Source organism: Brachybacterium sp. UNK5269 (genome assembly GCF_049266655.1).
Lineage (GTDB): Bacteria > Actinomycetota > Actinomycetes > Actinomycetales > Dermabacteraceae > Brachybacterium.
In genome coordinates, this window is record NZ_CP184883.1 from 2,354,113 (window position 1) to 2,368,642 (window position 14,530).

General features: G+C 73.2%; 19 protein-coding genes and 2 tRNA genes. 8 read left to right on the forward strand and 13 right to left on the reverse strand.

Annotated elements, in window-relative coordinates; all coding sequences use genetic code 11:
• Nucleotides 1–36 precede the first annotated feature (36 nt).
• Entirely contained in the window at nucleotides 37–159 is a 123-nt protein-coding gene (locus ACOJUI_RS11025) for a hypothetical protein (RefSeq protein ID WP_422115006.1), read from the forward strand.
• 370 nt (nucleotides 160–529) lie between these two features.
• Here the strand turns inward: ACOJUI_RS11025 and ACOJUI_RS11030 are convergent.
• Nucleotides 530–603, reverse strand: a tRNA-Lys gene (locus tag ACOJUI_RS11030).
• 216 nt (nucleotides 604–819) lie between these two features.
• Between ACOJUI_RS11030 and ACOJUI_RS11035 the strand changes: the two genes are divergently transcribed.
• Nucleotides 820–1,716, forward strand: a complete 897-nt coding sequence (locus ACOJUI_RS11035) for an NAD-dependent epimerase/dehydratase family protein (protein WP_422115007.1) — start codon at nucleotides 820–822, stop codon at nucleotides 1,714–1,716.
• Between the two features lie 44 nt (nucleotides 1,717–1,760).
• Here the strand turns inward: ACOJUI_RS11035 and ACOJUI_RS11040 are convergent, their stop codons facing one another.
• Nucleotides 1,761–2,234, reverse strand: coding sequence for a GNAT family N-acetyltransferase (locus ACOJUI_RS11040; protein ID WP_422115008.1), 474 nt, complete (start codon nucleotides 2,232–2,234; stop codon nucleotides 1,761–1,763).
• A 43-nt stretch (nucleotides 2,235–2,277) separates the two neighbouring features.
• Here ACOJUI_RS11040 and ACOJUI_RS11045 point away from each other — a divergent pair, with 43 nt between their 5' ends.
• Nucleotides 2,278–2,694 (forward strand): YchJ family protein, encoded by a 417-nt coding sequence (locus tag ACOJUI_RS11045; protein ID WP_422115009.1) that lies wholly within the window; start codon nucleotides 2,278–2,280, stop codon nucleotides 2,692–2,694.
• Between the two features lie 83 nt (nucleotides 2,695–2,777).
• Here ACOJUI_RS11045 and ACOJUI_RS11050 read toward each other — a convergent pair whose 3' ends face one another.
• Nucleotides 2,778–3,128 (reverse strand): hypothetical protein, encoded by a 351-nt coding sequence (locus ACOJUI_RS11050; RefSeq protein WP_422115010.1) that lies wholly within the window; start codon nucleotides 3,126–3,128, stop codon nucleotides 2,778–2,780.
• 68 nt (nucleotides 3,129–3,196) lie between these two features.
• Nucleotides 3,197–3,952 (reverse strand): SDR family oxidoreductase, encoded by a 756-nt coding sequence (locus ACOJUI_RS11055; protein ID WP_422115011.1) that lies wholly within the window; start codon nucleotides 3,950–3,952, stop codon nucleotides 3,197–3,199.
• A gap of 157 nt (nucleotides 3,953–4,109) precedes the next feature.
• On the opposite strand from ACOJUI_RS11055, the gene ACOJUI_RS11060 reads away from it, so the two are divergent.
• Nucleotides 4,110–4,191: transfer RNA gene (locus ACOJUI_RS11060), tRNA-Leu, on the forward strand.
• A gap of 95 nt (nucleotides 4,192–4,286) precedes the next feature.
• On the opposite strand, the gene ACOJUI_RS11065 is transcribed toward ACOJUI_RS11060, so the two are convergent.
• Nucleotides 4,287–4,544: a hypothetical protein gene (locus tag ACOJUI_RS11065; RefSeq protein ID WP_422115012.1), complete on the reverse strand. Its 258-nt coding sequence runs from the start codon at nucleotides 4,542–4,544 to the stop codon at nucleotides 4,287–4,289.
• Between the two features lie 264 nt (nucleotides 4,545–4,808).
• Here ACOJUI_RS11065 and ACOJUI_RS11070 point away from each other — a divergent pair, with 264 nt between their 5' ends.
• Nucleotides 4,809–5,513, forward strand: a complete 705-nt coding sequence (locus ACOJUI_RS11070) for a histidine phosphatase family protein (protein WP_422115013.1) — start codon at nucleotides 4,809–4,811, stop codon at nucleotides 5,511–5,513.
• A complete protein-coding gene (locus tag ACOJUI_RS11075) occupies nucleotides 5,510–6,052 on the forward strand; it encodes an NUDIX hydrolase family protein (protein WP_422115014.1) in 543 nt (180 codons plus the stop codon). Before ACOJUI_RS11070 ends, ACOJUI_RS11075 begins: the two co-directional genes overlap by 4 nt.
• 33 nt (nucleotides 6,053–6,085) lie before the next feature.
• Here the strand turns inward: ACOJUI_RS11075 and rdgB are convergent, their stop codons facing one another.
• The 6 genes from rdgB to clpS form a co-directional block, all read right to left on the reverse strand.
• Nucleotides 6,086–6,736, reverse strand: coding sequence for an RdgB/HAM1 family non-canonical purine NTP pyrophosphatase (gene rdgB, locus ACOJUI_RS11080; RefSeq protein WP_422115015.1), 651 nt, complete (start codon nucleotides 6,734–6,736; stop codon nucleotides 6,086–6,088).
• A complete protein-coding gene (rph, locus tag ACOJUI_RS11085; RefSeq protein ID WP_422115016.1) occupies nucleotides 6,733–7,491 on the reverse strand; it encodes a ribonuclease PH in 759 nt (252 codons plus the stop codon). Before rph ends, rdgB begins: the two co-directional genes overlap by 4 nt.
• Before the next feature lie 20 nt (nucleotides 7,492–7,511).
• Complete coding sequence (locus ACOJUI_RS11090) at nucleotides 7,512–8,294, reverse strand: MBL fold metallo-hydrolase (RefSeq protein ID WP_422115017.1); 783 nt, start codon at nucleotides 8,292–8,294, stop codon at nucleotides 7,512–7,514.
• Entirely contained in the window at nucleotides 8,291–9,103 is an 813-nt protein-coding gene (gene murI / locus ACOJUI_RS11095) for a glutamate racemase (RefSeq protein WP_422115018.1), read from the reverse strand. The genes ACOJUI_RS11090 and murI overlap by 4 nt, the downstream gene beginning before the upstream one ends.
• A 90-nt stretch (nucleotides 9,104–9,193) precedes the next feature.
• Nucleotides 9,194–9,826 carry a DUF2017 family protein gene (locus ACOJUI_RS11100; protein ID WP_422115019.1) on the reverse strand — a complete coding sequence of 211 codons (633 nt, stop codon included), beginning with the start codon at nucleotides 9,824–9,826 and terminating at the stop codon, nucleotides 9,194–9,196.
• Complete coding sequence (gene clpS / locus ACOJUI_RS11105) at nucleotides 9,826–10,149, reverse strand: ATP-dependent Clp protease adapter ClpS (protein WP_422115020.1); 324 nt, start codon at nucleotides 10,147–10,149, stop codon at nucleotides 9,826–9,828. The genes ACOJUI_RS11100 and clpS overlap by 1 nt, the downstream gene beginning before the upstream one ends.
• 111 nt (nucleotides 10,150–10,260) lie before the next feature.
• Between clpS and ACOJUI_RS11110 the strand changes: the two genes are divergently transcribed.
• The gene (locus tag ACOJUI_RS11110; RefSeq protein ID WP_422115021.1) at nucleotides 10,261–11,640 is read left to right on the forward strand and encodes a nicotinate phosphoribosyltransferase; all 1,380 of its coding nucleotides are present in this window, start codon (nucleotides 10,261–10,263) and stop codon (nucleotides 11,638–11,640) included.
• 8 nt (nucleotides 11,641–11,648) lie between these two features.
• Here the strand turns inward: ACOJUI_RS11110 and ACOJUI_RS11115 are convergent, their stop codons facing one another.
• Nucleotides 11,649–13,436, reverse strand: coding sequence for a DEAD/DEAH box helicase (locus ACOJUI_RS11115; protein WP_422117659.1), 1,788 nt, complete (start codon nucleotides 13,434–13,436; stop codon nucleotides 11,649–11,651).
• A 106-nt stretch (nucleotides 13,437–13,542) separates the two neighbouring features.
• Complete coding sequence (locus ACOJUI_RS11120; RefSeq protein ID WP_422115022.1) at nucleotides 13,543–13,911, reverse strand: DUF3039 domain-containing protein; 369 nt, start codon at nucleotides 13,909–13,911, stop codon at nucleotides 13,543–13,545.
• A gap of 90 nt (nucleotides 13,912–14,001) precedes the next feature.
• Here ACOJUI_RS11120 and ACOJUI_RS11125 point away from each other — a divergent pair, with 90 nt between their 5' ends.
• Nucleotides 14,002–14,469 carry a VanZ family protein gene (locus ACOJUI_RS11125; protein WP_422115023.1) on the forward strand — a complete coding sequence of 156 codons (468 nt, stop codon included), beginning with the start codon at nucleotides 14,002–14,004 and terminating at the stop codon, nucleotides 14,467–14,469.
• Nucleotides 14,470–14,530 lie beyond the last annotated feature (61 nt).

The following is a 14,530-nucleotide window of genomic DNA, read 5'->3' on the forward strand; positions in this document are numbered from 1 at the left end:
GAGCCGGAGCCGACCACCAGTGAGGCCCCGGCGACCATGACGAGAAAGACTGCCGAGCCGGAGGAGTCTCCGACCGAGCGGGACGTGGCTCCGAGCGAGGAGCCCCCGGCGGTGCCCGGCGACGAGGGTTCGCCCGAGGCCGAGGAGGGGGACGCCTGAGGAAGCCGGCACGGCCGCTCACGCGGCCGTCGAGGCGTACGTCGCCACCGACGATCCCGACGCGTGGTGGTCCAGCTTCTGCCAGCACCTCAGGCCGGCAGCACAGGAGGCCTGGCAGGACACCGATACTCGCCGCGTGCCGGCCGGAGCCTCGGAAGGCAGCGCCGCGTTCGGCTCGGTCAGCGGTACAGATGCTGAGGTCACCGTCCCGACGACGATCGGGGAGTTCCAGTTGGTGCTGGTCCGCGCGGACCCCGCCGACCCGTGGAAGGTCTCCTACTTGGAGCCACCGGCGGAGGGGCCCTGAGCATGAAGCTGTTCCGGGACACGAAAAAGCCCCACCGGCTGACCGGTGGGGCTTCTTCTCAGGTGCGCCATCAGGGACTCGAACCCCGGACCCGCTGATTAAGAGTCAGCTGCTCTAACCAACTGAGCTAATGGCGCGAACAGGAAAGAACTTTACCCCGATGTGGCCGTACGTCCAACTCGAGGCGCCGAGCTGTGAGCGAGCAGACATCAGCGCCCCTCGTTGCACGGCGAAGACTCTGTCCGCGGGGACCATCGCCGACACGGGGACCCGCCCTGGTCCCCTAGACTCGCTGCTCCCAGGAAAGTCGGTGCGCGAGGGCTCCAGCAGGCCCCTCGCCGGAGGAGGTCAGCGTGAGGATCGCGGTCACCGGGGCCACCGGTGTGCTCGGCCAGGAAGCCGTCGAAGCTCTGGTCGCCGCCGGGCACGAGGTCACCGGGGTCACCCGCCGCGACTCCGGGATCCCGATCGTCGAGGGCCGCGGCGGCAGCGCCGTGGTGGCCGACGTGTTCGACGCCGGGGATCTCACCCGCGCCTTCCGCGGCCACGACGTCGTGATCAACACCCTCGCCCATGTGCCCGTCGGCATGGCGGGGCTGCGCCCGCTGGCCTGGCGCGAGGACGACAAGCTGCACCTCGAGGCCTCCGTCGCGATCGCCGAGGCGGCCGCGAGCGCCGGCGTGCGCAAGCTGATCCAGGAGTCCTCGATCTTCCTGTACCCCGACAACGGCGCGGACTGGATCACCGAGGACCAGCCGCTGAGCGTCCGCAACCAGGCGTTCCGGCCCCGGGTGCGGGAGATGCGCGCGGCGGTGGACTTCGCGACCTCCGGACGCAGCGCCGTGGTGCTGCGCCTGGGCCAGCTGTTCGGCCGCGACCAGCACACCACCCACGCCCTGAAGGCCACCAGCGAGGGCGATCCGATCCTCCTGGGCAAGCCGGAGAACTACATCACCCTGCTGCACCACTCCGATGCGGGCCGGGCCTTCGTGGCCGCCCTGCGCGCCGGCAGCGGGTTCTACAACGTCGGCGGTGAGCCGATCACCCGCGGCCGCTGGGCGAAGGATCTGGCCACGGAGGCCGGGGTGGAGCAGCCAGCGAAGTTCTACCCGGAGATCACCCAGGCGATCGTCGGCACCCGGCTCGAGGTGCAGCGCCGCTCCCTGCGGGTCTCCTCGGTGCGGTTCATGTCCGAGACCGGCTGGCGGCCGACGGTGGGTCCGTCCACGCCGGGCTGGTCCCGCCGCTGAGCCTCCTCGACCCGACCTGAGCGCCGATCGCGATCGAGGGCGGGTCAGCGGGGCAGGCGCATCCCCAGGCTGGGGTCGGAGTCCACGAAGCCCAGCGAGCGGTAGAGGCGCTGTCCGGGCGGGTCGGCCAGCAGGGTGATGTACGGGTGCGGGGGCGCGGCGGCGTCGATGCGGGCGATCAGGTCCTCCATCACCGCGCGGCCGAGGCCTTGGCGCTGGTGGGCCGGAGCGGTGGCGATGTCGGCGAGGTGGAAGTACCAGGTGCCGTCACCGATCACGCGTCCCATCGCGGCGAGCGCGCCGTCCGGGGCGCGCACGACGGTCCAGGCCCAGCTCGCCGACAGCGCGCCGACGGCCTGCTCCGGGGTGCGGGGGCTCAGTCCGGAGGACGTGCGCAGGTGCACGTACTCGGGGTTCGTCGGCGGCTCCGAGAGCATCCGGTACCCCGCGGGCAGGGACGTCGCGGCGGCGCTGGAGGACCGGGTGGTGACGGCGGGGTGATCGGCAGCAGCGGGCATGGCCCGATCCTGCCATCGGCCCGTGGGCCGCGATAATCGGGGGATGAGCACTGCCCCCACTCCCCCGTCGGATCAGACCCGCTGCCCCTGCGGCAGCGGCGACATCTTCGGCGCCTGCTGCGGTCCGATCCTGCGGCGCGAGCGCCGCGCTCCCACCGCCGAGGCCCTGATGCGCTCGCGGTACACCGCCTTCGCGGTCCGCGATCTGGAGCACCTGCTGAGCTCCTGGCATCCGCAGACCCGACCGCCCCGGGACGAGCTCGCCCGATCGCTGTCCGAGGAGGTCCGCTGGCTGCGGCTGGAGGTGCTGGCCACCGCCAGCGGCGGACCGTTCGACGCGGCGGGCACCGTCGAGTTCACGGCGATCTCGAAGGGTCCGCAGGCCCGCCAGGAGCAGCACGAGGTCTCCCGCTTCGTCCGCGAGCAGGGGTGGTGGCTCTACGTCGACGGCGACCTCTGAGCGGCCCCGGGACGGCAAACGGCGCCGGTCGCGAGGGCGACCGGCGCCGGAGGACGCCGTGAGGGCAGGACGCCCCCGGACGATCAGCGCTTCGCGGTCCGCGCCGTCCGCAGCGCGTGCGCCTGCTGCTGGGCGGCGCGTCGCCGCGCCGCCTCGGACCTGTCGTCGCCGCCCGTCAGGACGACGGCGAGGCCCGCACCGATCAGCACCACGCCGATGACGCCGCCTGCGATGACTGCTGTGCGCATCGCAGGGGTCTTCCCGTCACCGGCCGCGGAGAAAGACTTCATCGAGCCGACCAGCTCGTTCTTCCAGCGGTTCAGCGCGTTCTTGGGCTTGACGCGGTCGATCAGCTCATCGATGTCGGACGCGAGGTTGTCCTGCCGTCGATACGCCTCGTCCCGCATATCGTCCAGGCTCTTCTTCTTGGCCACCACTGCCTCCGGGTGTCGTCAGGGCTTTGCGTGCTGATGGTATCGCGGCCGGTCGGCCGGGCGGACGCTCAGCCCTGGGTGCGGGCGAGGAAGTCGTCCGCGCCGCCCACCAGCTCGACATGCCCGCTGGGGACGTCCGCCGACGCCATCTTCGCGATCTCGGCCGCGAACTCCTCGACGGAGTAGAGCTTGCCGGCGGCCTCGCGGCGGGCCTCGAGGGCGCCGGGGCGGGCACGGTCCAGCAGGGTCGCGGTGACGGTGCCCTCGATCATGTCGGCCGAGACGACCACGAAGGAGACGCCCTGCTCGCTCATCTCGGGCAGGCGCTCGGTCAGCGCGCTCTCCCCGGCCCGCTTGGACCGCGCCACCTGCTCGTACTCCGGCATCGTCTCCACCTCGTCGATGAAGTGCGCCTGGTGGCTGGTGACGAAGACGACCCGGCCGCCGACCGGGAGGTGCTCGAGGCCGGCGCTGAGGGCGTCGGACTGGGCATCGCGGTTCAGGCGCATGGCGTAGCCCTTGCCGAGGTCCTTCTCCATGCCGCCGGAGGCGTTCAGCACCAGCAGGTCCAGGCTGCCGAAGGTGTCGACGGCGGCCTGCATCAGCTGGCGGACGCTCTCCGCGTCGGTGAGGTCGGCGCCGACGGCGATCGCCCGGCCGCCCGCGGCCTCGATCTCGGCGACGACCTTGTTGGCGCGCGGCGCCTTCTGCCGGTAGTTGACGACGACGTTCGCACCCTCCGCGGCGAGCAGCTTCGCGGTGGCCGCACCGACCCCGCGCGAGGATCCGGTGACGACGGCGGTCTTGCCTGCGAGGGCGCCCATGGGGAACTCCTGTGGATCGGGGATGGAAGCGAGGAACGAGTCCGGACGCGAGATGGCGCTCGCGGGCCGCACCACCCGGAGCCCGGGCAGGCGCCGCGCGCCACCAGCGTCTCGAGCCTACCGGAGCTGGCCCCGCGGGCCGTTAGGCTGGGCGGGCGCGCGAGTGGCGGAACTGGCAGACGCGCTGGATTTAGGATCCAGTGCCCTAGGGCGTGAGGGTTCGAGTCCCTTCTCGCGCACGCAGAAGCTGTCGTCGTGACCTGCCGGGCGCAGCGCCGGGTGGGCCGGCGGGAGCGGACCTCCACGGCCCCTCCGGCCGACGGCTGCGCCGGTGCTACGAGGAGCGCTCAGTCTGCGCCGGAGCAGTCGCGTCGCCGTGGGCGTCGGCGACGACCGCGTCGAGCATCCGGGCGAACGCGAGGTTGTCGTCCTTGAGCACGCTGAGGAAGTCCGAGCCTCGGGCAGCGGTCGGGTACCGGTCGTAGTACTCGTCGACCGCGCGGAAGAACGCCTCGCGCTGGCTTGCGGAGAGGTCGGGACGGGTGGCTTCGAGCCAGATCTCCGCTTCCAGGTGCTCGCTCGGCGTGGCCACGGTTCCCCTTCCTCCTGCCGGTTGGATCCATATCCTATACGACTTATCGGTAACCCTTCTCCGGCCTGCGGTGGCGAACGCGGCGCACACAGCTTCCCGTGCACGCGGACGTCGGCTGCGAACGGCGCACGGACCGCGGCACAGCACGGGGTGGCGGGCCACGGCGGTGCGTATACCCTGGTCCGGGTGATGCGGGAGGCGCTTCCGAGTCCCTCCCCGCGCACGCATGGCCCGGTCCCGGACCCGCTGACATCGAGGAGCTTCATGACCCTGTTCGGCCTCGTCCGCCATGGACAGACGGACTACAACCTCCGTGAGCTCTTCCAGGGCTCCTCGGACATCCCGCTGAACGACACCGGCACCGCCCAGGCGCACCGCGCCCTGGACGAGCTGCCGCCGGTGGACTGGGACGTGGTGGTCTCCTCCCCGCTGCAGCGGGCCGAGCAGACCGCCCGGATCATCGGTGAGGACCACGGCATCCCCTTCGGCGGCACCGATCCGCGGTTCTCGGAGATCGACTGGGGCGCGGCCGAGGGGCAGCCGACCGCCCTGATGCAGCAGCAGTACCCCGACCGTTCCTTCCCCGGCAGCGAGGACCCGCAGCGGGTGGCCGATCGCGGCTACGACGGGCTCGAGGCCCTCGAGGAGCGCTACCGCGACCAGAAGGTGCTGGTGGTCGCCCACGGCACGCTGATCCGGTTCCTGCTCTCGGGGATCATCGAGCAGCCGCTGCCGTCGATCCCCAACGCGACGCTGTCGCTGATCGAGCTGGTGGGCGAGACCTGGACCGTGTCGATGATCGCGGGCCGGCCGGTCCACAACACCGTCAAGGTGGCCTCGCGCGCGCAGAACCCCCGCTTCTTCGTGGAGAAGGGGCACCTGACCCCCGCGCCGCAGAGCCCGCCGGACACCGGTGCCCCCGCCGGGGGCGCCCCCGCCACCGACGTCGCCGAGGAGGGCGCACGATGAGCAACCGCACCGCCGTGGACTCCGAGGGCTCCTGGTTCGAGCCGGACCACCTGACCGAGCTGCGCCGCCGGCTGCCGATCACCTACATCGACGTGGTGCCCGTGCGCACCGACATCGACGGCTCGGTGGTGGAGGTCGGGCTGCTGCTGCGCGCCTCGGGCGCGGGCCAGATCGTCCGCTCGATCATCTCCGGGCGGGTGCTGGTGCACGAGACGATCCGCGAGGCGATCTGCCGGCACGTCGAGAAGGACCTGGGGACGATGGCGCTGCCGCGGATCCCGGTCTCCCCCGTCCCCTTCACGGTCGCGGAGTACTTCCCCACCCCCGGCGTCTCCCCGTTCCACGACCCGCGCCAGCATGCGATCTCGCTGGCCTACGTGGTGCCGGTCGACGGGGAGACCGCCCCGCAGGAGGACGCGCTGGAGCTGTCCTGGTTCGAGGTCGACGAGCTGCTGGCGGAGTCCTCCCCGCTGGAGGAGATGGACGGGGGCCGCGACCTGCTGGTGCGGCGGGCCCTGGCCCACGTCGGCGCCGCCTGAGGGGCCGGGCCCCGCCGCAGCGGGCGGGGCATATCAGCCGAGCAGCCGCGCCACGTGCGGGGCGATCGCCCGGAACGCCGTGCCCCGGTGGGAGATCGCGTCCTTCTCGTCGGGGCTGAGCTCCGCGGCCGAGCGGGTCTGCCCGGCGGGGCGGAACAGCGGGTCGTAGCCGAAGCCGCCCTCGCCATGGCGCTCGCGCAGCAGGACGCCGCGCATCTCGCCGCGCTCCACGTGCTCGCTGCCGTCGGGGGCCACCAGCGCCGCCGCGCACACGAAGCGGGCCCCGCGATGCCGGTCGGGCACATCGGAGAGCTGGGCGAGCAGCAGGTCGTTGTTCGCCTCGTCGTCCCCGTGCCGGCCGCTCCAGCGCGCCGAGAAGATCCCGGGGGCGCCGCCCAGCACGTCGACGGCGAGCCCGGAGTCGTCGGCGACGGCCAGCAGGCCGGTGGCCGCCGCGGCGGAGCGGGCCTTGAGCAGGGCGTTGCCCTCGAAGGTGACCTGGTCCTCGACGACGTCGGGAAGCTCGATCCCGGCCGAGGAGATGATCTGGTGCGCGGCGAGGTGCGGCACCGCGGTCACCAGGATCCGCTGCAGCTCACGCAGCTTCTTCGCGTTGTGGGAGGCCAGGATGACGCGGGCACCGGTGGGGAGGCCGGCCACGGACGGGGCGGCGGGCGCGCTCATCGCTGCTGCGCGAGGACGTCCCGCTGGATGGCGGCGAGCTGCTCGCAGCCGGCGGTGGCGAGATCGAGCAGGGCGCCGAGCTCGCTGCGGTCGAAGGGGGCCCCCTCGGCGGTGCCCTGCACCTCGACGAAGGAGCCGGAGCCGGTGACCACGACGTTCATGTCGGTCCCGGCGCTGACGTCCTCGCGGTACTCGAGGTCCAGCAGCGGCCGGCCGTCCACGATGCCCACGCTGATCGCGCTCACGGAGTCCGTGAGGACCTGCTTCGCGGCCGGCAGCGAGGTGTGCTGCTTGCCCCAGGTGATCGCGTCGGCCAGGGCCACGTAGGCGCCGGTGATCGCGGCGGTCCGGGTGCCGCCGTCGGCCTGCAGGACGTCGCAGTCCAGCTGGATGGTGTTCTCGCCGAGGGCGTCGAGGTCGATGATCGCGCGCAGGGACCGGCCGATCAGGCGGGAGATCTCATGGGTGCGGCCCCCGATCCGGCCCTTGACGGACTCGCGCGGGGAGCGGGAGTTCGTCGCCCGCGGCAGCATCGCGTACTCGGCGGTGACCCAGCCGGAGCCGGAGCCCTGCTTCCAGCGCGGCACGCCCTCGGTGAAGGAGGCGGCGCACAGCACGCGGGTGCGGCCGAACTCGATCAGGGCGCTGCCCTCGGCCTGGTCGAGCCAGCCGCGGGTGATGCGGACCTCGCGCAGCTGGTCGGGGGTGCGGCCGTCGATGCGGTCGCCGGCAGGGGTCTGGGTCGATGAGCTCATGGAGCTCCTTCCTCGAAGAGTCAGGGGGTCACGTGGAGGATATCCATCGGCCGGACCACGGTGATCGGGCCGTCGTGGACCGCGCGGGCCTCGGCCAGCGGCACCTCGGGATCGGTCCAGGCGGGGATGTGGGTCAGCGCGAGATGGCCGACGCGGGCGCGCGCGGCGGCCTGGCCGGCGCGGCGCCCGGTCAGGTGCACACCGGTGAAGCGGTCGTCGCGGCCCTCGATGTAGCCGGCCTCGCAGAGGAACAGGTCCGCGCCGAGGGCGAGCTCGTCGAGGGCGTCACAGGCGTCGGTGTCCCCGGAGTAGGCGAGCGTCGCCCCGCCGGCGGCGATGCGGAAGCCGTAGGCCTCGACCGGGTGCGTCACGGCCCGGGTCTCGATCTCGAACGGGCCGATGCTGAAGCACCGGCGGTCCGAGAGCACGTGGTACTCGAACGGCGAGCAGTCGACGCCGTCGGGGATCTGGCCCTCGCGGCTGAGCACCGCCGCGAGCCGCTCGGCCAGCGGCGCCGGCCCGTGGATCGGCAACTGCCCCAGGTCGGTGCGCTCGTGGTAGGCCCAGAACACCTCCAGCCCGGTGAGGTCGAGGTAGTGGTCCGGGTGCAGGTGGGAGATGATCACCGCGTCCAGGTCGGCGGGGTCGACGAGCTTCTGCAGCGGCCCGAAGGCGCCCGAGCCCAGGTCCATCAGCACCCGCCAGAGCCTGCCGTCGGCGTCCTCGTGCTCGAGCAGGTAGCTGGAGGCGGCGCTCTCGGGGCCGGCGAAGCTGCCGCTGCTGCCGACCACGTGGACCCTCATGCCGTCACCACCGGCAGCGTGCCGGTCATCTCGAGGGTCGGGCCCAGGAAGCGGCGCGAGAGACGGGCGAAGCTGCGGCTGCTCTCCCCCTGCCCGGTCTCGGCGAACACGTGGCGCGGGGCCCGGTCCGACTCCCGCAGCCGGGCGGCGCCCCGCAGCTGGCGGTAGACGTCCAGCGCGGTCTCCTCCGCGGAGGAGACCAGGGTGACGTCCGGTCCCATCACGTAGCTGATCGGGCCGGCGAGCATCGGGTAGTGGGTGCAGCCCAGCACCAGGGTGTCCACCCCGGCCTCGCGCACCGGCGCCAGGTACTCCTCGGCGACCCGGACCACCTCCTCGCCGCCGACGACACCGCTCTCGACGAACTCCACGAAGCGCGGACAGGCCATGGTGGTGATCTCCAGGTCGGGGGCGGCGGCGAAGGCGTCGTCGTAGGCGCGGGAGTTCACCGTGCCCGCGGTCGCGATCACCCCCACCCGGCGGTTGCGGGTGGCGGCGACGGCGCGGCGCACGGCGGGCTGGATGACCTCGATGACCGGCACGTCGTAGCGCTCGCGGGCATCGCGCAGCACGGCCGCGGAGGCGGTGTTGCAGGCGATGACCAGCATCTTCACGCCCTGGCCGACCAGCTCGTCCATGATCCCCAGGGCCAGCGAGCGCACCTCGGCGATGGGCCGCGGGCCGTAGGGGCCGTGCGCGGTGTCGCCGATGTAGACCAGCTCCTCCTGCGGCAGCTGGTCGAGGACAGCGCGGGCGACCGTCAGCCCGCCCACCCCGGAGTCGAAGATCCCGATCGGCGCGTTGTTCATCCCCGCCAGGCTAGTGTCGCGGGCCCCGGATGACAGCGATACCACGCCCACTGCGTGCCGTCTCACAGAGGGCATTCAGGACGCGCCGGCTCAGTCGAGCGCCCGCAGCAGGCTCTCCTGCAGCCAGGACAGCAGCTCGTACACGGCGATGACGATGTCGGAGCCGACGTGGTCGTCGTCGGTGAGGGCGGCGCCCTCGACCCGCTCCCCGATCTGCTGGAGCATCCGCACGGTGTCCAGGTCGCCGTCGCGCTGCAGGCCCAGCCGGTCCGCCAGCACGATCCGGACGTCGTTCAGGGCGCGCAGCAGGGCCATCGCGTCCTCGTCGCCGATGACGACCTCGCTGTGCCCGTTGCCGGTGGCATCGAGGATCGCCAGCACCCGGCGCAGGTCGCCGAGCTTGGCGTCGGCGAGGTCCTGCTGGCCCAGGCGCCGGTACTCGGCGGCGAGCTCCGGGTCCTGCGAGGCCGCCGGGAACAGGCGCTGGACGGCGGAGTCGGACGGCTCGCGGGCGTCGCGCCCGGCGAACTCGGCCTCGAGGCGGCGCAGCGGGTCCTCGCTGTCGGCGGCGCGCCGCAGCGTCGTGCTCTCGCCGTCGAGGCCCAGGTCGGCGCGGATCAGATCGGCGGTCTCCTGGGTGACCTGCGCCAGGATCGCCTTCTCCTCGCCGTCGAGGCGGCAGGCCAGGGAGCCGTCGGGGCGGCGGCGGAAGGCGTGGGCCATCAGTCCTCCCCCGCTCTCTCGATCGTCGCCTGCAGTCCGAAGGAGTGCATGGCCTGCACGTCGGTCTCCACCCGCTCCCGGGAGCCGCGCGAGACGATCGCCCGGCCCTCCTCGTGGACCTGCATCATCAGCTGCTCGGCCACCAGGCGGGAGTAGCCGAAGTAGTGGCGGAAGACGAACACCACGTAGCTCATGAGGTTGACCGGGTCGTTCCAGACCACGGTGCACCAGGGCCCGTCGACCTCCGCCATCACCTGCACACTGCCGGAGGGGTCGGTGTGCGAGCTCGGAGCGGGCTGGGCCCGCGGCAGCTCCACCGGCATGCGTGCTCCTCCTGTGTCCTGGCGCGATCCGGGGGATCGCGCAGCGGTCCGGACGATTCTAGGTCGCGTGCCCGTCAGAGGGCGGGCCCGCCACGCACTACGGTGGACACTGTGACTTCTGCCCTGCTCACCGACCTCTACGAGCTGACGATGCTGGAGGCCGCCCGCGAGGCCGGCACCGCCTCGCGGCGCTGCGTCTTCGAGGTCTTCACCCGTTCGCTGCCCCCGGGCCGCCGCTACGGCGCGCTGGCCGGCACCGGGCGCGTGCTCGACGCGATCGCGCAGTTCCGCTTCGACGACGCCGACCTGCGCTATCTGCGCAGGGCCGGGGTGCTCCAGGAGTCGACCCTCGAGCACCTGGCGAGCTACCGCTTCCGCGGCGACGTCCACGGGTACGAGGAGGGGGAGCTCTACTTCCCCAGCTCCCCCGTGCTGCGGATCGAGGGCACCTTCGAGGACGCGGTGATGCTGGAGACGGTGGTGCTGTCGATCCTGAACCACGACAGCGGGGTCGCCTCGGCCGGCTCCCGGATGGTCACCGCCGCGCGCGGCCGCCCCTGCATCGAGATGGGCGGTCGTCGTGTCCACGAGGACGCCGCGATCGCGGCGGCCCGGGCCGCGTACGTCGTCGGCTTCGACTCCACCTCGAACCTCGCCGCGGGCGCCCACTACCGGGTGCCGGTGGCGGGCACCGCCGCGCACGCCTTCACGCTGCTGTTCGGCACCGAGGAGGAGGCCTTCCGGGCCCAGCTGGCCGCCCAGGGCGCCGGCACCACGGTGCTCGTGGACACCTACGACGTCGAGGCCGCGGTGCGCACCGCGGTGCGGATCGCCGGGCCCGAGCTGGGCGCGGTGCGCCTGGACTCCGGGGACCTCGGCGAGCAGGCCGCCGCGGTGCGGGCGCTGCTCGACTCCCTCGGGGCGCACGCCACGAAGATCACCGCCACCGGCGACCTCGACGAGTACCGCCTCGAGGAGCTCGCCGGCGCCCCCCTGGACGGCTTCGGGATCGGCACCCGCCTGGTCACCGGCGGCGGCCACCCGGCCCCGGGCTTCGTCTACAAGCTGGTCGAGCGCGAGGGCGCCGACGGTCTCATGCATCCGGTCGGCAAGCAGTCCCGCAACAAGGCCACCCTGGGCGCCGGCAAGCGCGCGTTCCGGATGATCGTGGGCGAGCGCGCCCATGCGGAGCTGGTGCTGCCCGGGGAGGCGGAGATCGACGAGTTCGAGCGGGAGCTGACCGCCGAGCTCACATCGCACGCCGCCCACCCGGACTGGCGCCGCACCTCGCTGCGGCCGCTGCAGAAGCCGCTGCTGATCGGCGGGGAGAGGGTGCAGGAGCTCAGCGCGCCGGCGCGGGTGCAGGCGGCCCGCGACCGGCATGCGGCCTCCCTGGCCGAGCTGGGGCTGCCCGCCGACGCGGGCCCCGACGGGGACGTCGCGATCCCCACCGTCACCGACGGGGTGGAGGCCGCCCGCGTCCTGCGCTGAGGCGCGCCTCAGCGGCGGCCGACGAACCAGCCGCGCACGATCCCGATCCGCTCCTGGATCTGCTCCGCGCTGGCCTGCGCGACGGCCGGCCCCCCGCTGCGGTTGCGCAGCGTGGTGTGGACCGAGCCGTGCGGGGTCCCCGTCCGGCGGGCCCAGGCCGAGACCAGGGAGTTGAGCTCCTTGCGCAAGTCCATCAGGCGGCGGTGGTCGACCACCGCGGGGGCGCTGTGCTGGTCGGCGCCGCTGCGCTGGCGGCGCTGCTGCTGCTCGGCCTGCTGCTGCTGGAGGACCACGCGCATCTGATCGGCGTCGAGCAGGCCCGGGATGCCCAGGAAGCCCTGCTCGTCCTCGCTGCCGGCCATGCCGCCGGCGCCGTACTCGCCGCCGTCGAACAGCACCCGGTCGAAGGACGCCTCGGACTCGAGCGCCTCGAAGGACGCCTCGAGCTGGTCGGAGGCGCGCTCGGGGCGGTTCGCCTCCTCCAGCAGGCTCTCGTCGAGACCGGTCTCCTCGTCCCCGCCCTGGGGCCGGCGGTCCAGCACGTGGTCGCGCTCGGCCTCCAGCTCCGCGGCGTGGGCCATCAGGATCGGGACCGTGGGCAGGAAGACGCTCGCGGTCTCGCCGCGGGTGCGCGAGCGCACGAAGCGGCCGACGGCCTGGGCGAAGAACATCGGGGTCGAGGTGGAGGTGGCGTAGACGCCCACCGCCAGGCGGGGCACGTCGACGCCCTCGGAGACCATCCGCACCGCGACCATCCAGCGGTCCTGCGAGGCGGAGAACGCCTCGATGCGCCGGCCGGCGCCCGCGTCGTCGGAGAGCACCACGGTGGGCTCCTGCCCGCAGATGTCGTGCAGGGTCGCGGCGTAGGCGCGGGCGGCCTTCTGGTCGGTGGCGATCACCAGGCCCCCGGCGTCGGGGACGTGGCGGCGCACCTCGGTCAGGCGGCGGTCCGCGGCCGAGAGCACCGACTGGATCCACTCCCCCTGCGGGTCCAGCGCGGTGCGCCAGGCCTGCTGGGTGATGTCCTTGGTCTCCAGCGCGCCGAGCTGGGCGGAGACCTCGTCGCCGTCCTTGGTGCGCCAGTGCATGCGACCGGAGTAGGTCATGAACAGCACCGGGCGCACCACGTGGTCGCGCAGCGCCTCGCCGTAGCCGTAGGTGTAGTCCGCCTTCGAGCGCAGGAAGCCCTCGCCGTCCTCCTCATAGGTCACGAAGGGGATCTGGGAGTCGTCGGAGCGGAACGGGGTGCCGGTCAGGGCGAGCCGGCGGGTGGCCGGGTCGAAGGCCTCCCGCACGCCGTCGCCCCAGGTGCGCGCGTCCCCGGCGTGGTGGATCTCGTCGAGGATGACCAGGGTGCGCTCGGCCTCGGTGCGGGCGCGGTGCAGCGCCGGGTGCATGCCGATCTGCGCGTAGGTCACCGCGACGCCCTGGAAGTGCGCACCGTGGGCGCCCTGGGCGTTGGAGAAGTTCGGGTCCAGGGAGATGCCGACGCGGGCGGCGGCATCGGCCCACTGGGTCTTCAGGTGCTCGGTGGGGGCGACCACGGTGATCCGGCGGACCGTCCCGGCCGAGAGCAGCCGGGCGGCGACCTGCAGGGCGAAGGTGGTCTTGCCGGCGCCGGGGGTCGCGACGGCCAGGAAGTCCCGCGGCGCGGTGTCGCGGTACAGGTCCAGGGCCTCGGACTGCCAGGCGCGCAGCTTGGGGACGGTGCCCCAGGCGGCGCGCTCCGGGTAGGTCGGGGACAGCGATCGGGCGGCCGCCTCGGAGGGCTGACGGGGATCGCTCGTGGAGAACAGGGAGGGGGTGGTATTCACGGCGTGCTCCACCGTACCGCCGGGCGGGGACGACCCGCCGCCGGAACCGCTGTGAGGAAGTCGCCGCGCGCCGCCGCCCCCGCGGGGGTCAGCGGCGCCCGCCGAAGAAGCCGCGGAAGCCGCCGCCCTTCCCGGAGCCGCCCTTGCCGTCACCGCCGTCGTTCGGCTCCCGGATCCCCTCGTAGATCTCCTTGCACTGCGGGCAGACCGGGTACTTCTGGGGGTCGCGGCCGGGCACCCACACCTTGCCGCACAGTGCGATCACCGGGGTCCCGCCGAGGGCGGCCTGGGTGACCTTGTCCTTGCGCACGTAGTGGGCGAACCGGTCGTGGTCGCCGTCGTCGGTGGTGCGCTCCTGCTCCTGCAGCTGCCGGTCGAGCACAGCGGTGCTGCCCGGGGCGGCGCCGGGGTCGTCGCTGTACGGATCCACCCGGGACGGGTCGGACGTGGAGGACATGGATTGCTCCCTCGATCGATGACGTGCTCGTAGGAGCCTAGCGGCCCCGCCTCCGCGGAGACAGCCGTCCGCGCTGGAACAATGCCCGCCATGGGCGCCGTCACCGAATTCCTGCACCACCTCCCCCACGAGGTCCGCCGGGTGGGCGGCTCGCTGCCCTGGCGCCTCGGCCTGCTGGCCCTCGCGCTGGTCGCGAACATCGGCTTCTACCTGCCCTCGGTGCCCGGCCCCTCCGGCATCCCCGGGCTCGACAAGGCGGCCCACCTGCTGCTGTTCGCGGCCACGGTGTTCACCGCGGGCCGGCTGCTGGCGCCGCGCCGGCGCTTCCCGATCGGCTGGGTGGTGATCGTCGCGATCGTCCATGCGGTGCTCATCGAGCTGATCCAGCTGCTGGTCCTGCCGCAGCGGGCCTTCGAGGGCGCCGACATCCTCTTCGACGTCGTCGGCATCGCACTCGGCGTCGCCCTGTGGGCGGGTGAGCGGGTGTTCCGCCGCGCCGCCGCCCTGCACGAGGTCGAGCCGGTCGACGAGGAGCTGGTCGAGCCCCCGCAGCACTGAGCCGGCGGGCGGCGCCCGCCGGCCGCGCCCGCGGGCCCTGTCCCCCGGGCCACCGGCCGCC